The following is a 914-nucleotide window of genomic DNA, read 5'->3' as shown; positions in this document are numbered from 1 at the left end:
TTGTGCAGCACCGCGCCCATCAGCCCGTCTTGCCCGCCGTAGTAGCTGACTTCGAGCTCGCGTAGCTGGCGTTTCAGCATCGGGTTGAGGTAAGCAAGGTTCTCGTCACTGAGCAGGTTATCGAACTCGGGTAGGTGGGCGTGGGCCAGCTGCAACAGGGTGAACATCTCTTTGTTTTCCCAAGCCTGACTGAGTTGGCCCATGATGCGGGTCTTTTCCGCCTGCATGGCGGGGTCGGGTTCCCGATCCGGGTGCAGCGCCAGGGCGAGCTTGCGATAGAGCTGCTTGAGGCTGGATTTGCTGAACAACTGTTCGATGCGCGCCTCTTCCTCTTGCTCACGACGGGTGCGCGTGTGGGCAAAAGCATCTTGCTGCTCAGCGCCGAAGGGGGACTCATCGGCGAACAACTCATCATCGTCGAAGAGGGCATCCTCTTCCTCACCAGCGGTGTCACTCCCGTTGGCCATTTTCTGCTGCGCCGCGTTTATCAGGTACTCGTGCAACAGATCGGGGTTTTTGACCATATCGCGCAAGGTGTCGATGTCTTCGGGGCAGTGACCACAAGTTTCCATCAGCATATGGGTAAGTTCATCACACTGATAGTCGAGCTGTTCGTCATCCATGTGCAGGGCGGTATTGGTTTGGATTTGGTGATAGAGGGGGGCCAAATCCATCTCGCCACGAAACGGATTGGACTCGAGATAGTTGATGAGATCGTGGATCCAGTGGTGCAAGGTCTCCCGTTGCCACTGGGTAAAGCTCTTGCGGGCCGTAAAGTCGGTCAGTCGCTTGGTGAGGGCAAAGATGAGCTCGCATTGTTGACGCTCAAGGGGTTCTATTTCGCTGGTGAAGCGCTGATAGATATCGCGGCCGTTGAGGGCTTGCTTGTCGATTTTTGCCTGTAGCTTTTCGAG

At 56.2% G+C, this 914-nt stretch carries 1 protein-coding gene; it reads right to left on the bottom strand.

The genetic code is table 11. From position 1 onward, the window contains the following. A partial coding sequence (locus BN1127_RS22475; protein ID WP_042650004.1) for a J domain-containing protein occupies positions 1-914 on the bottom strand: 914 nt, incomplete at both ends.

Source organism: Aeromonas media (assembly GCF_000819985.1).
GTDB classification, from domain to species: domain Bacteria; phylum Pseudomonadota; class Gammaproteobacteria; order Enterobacterales; family Aeromonadaceae; genus Aeromonas; species Aeromonas media.
This window is presented reverse-complemented; position numbering and strand designations above follow the sequence as displayed.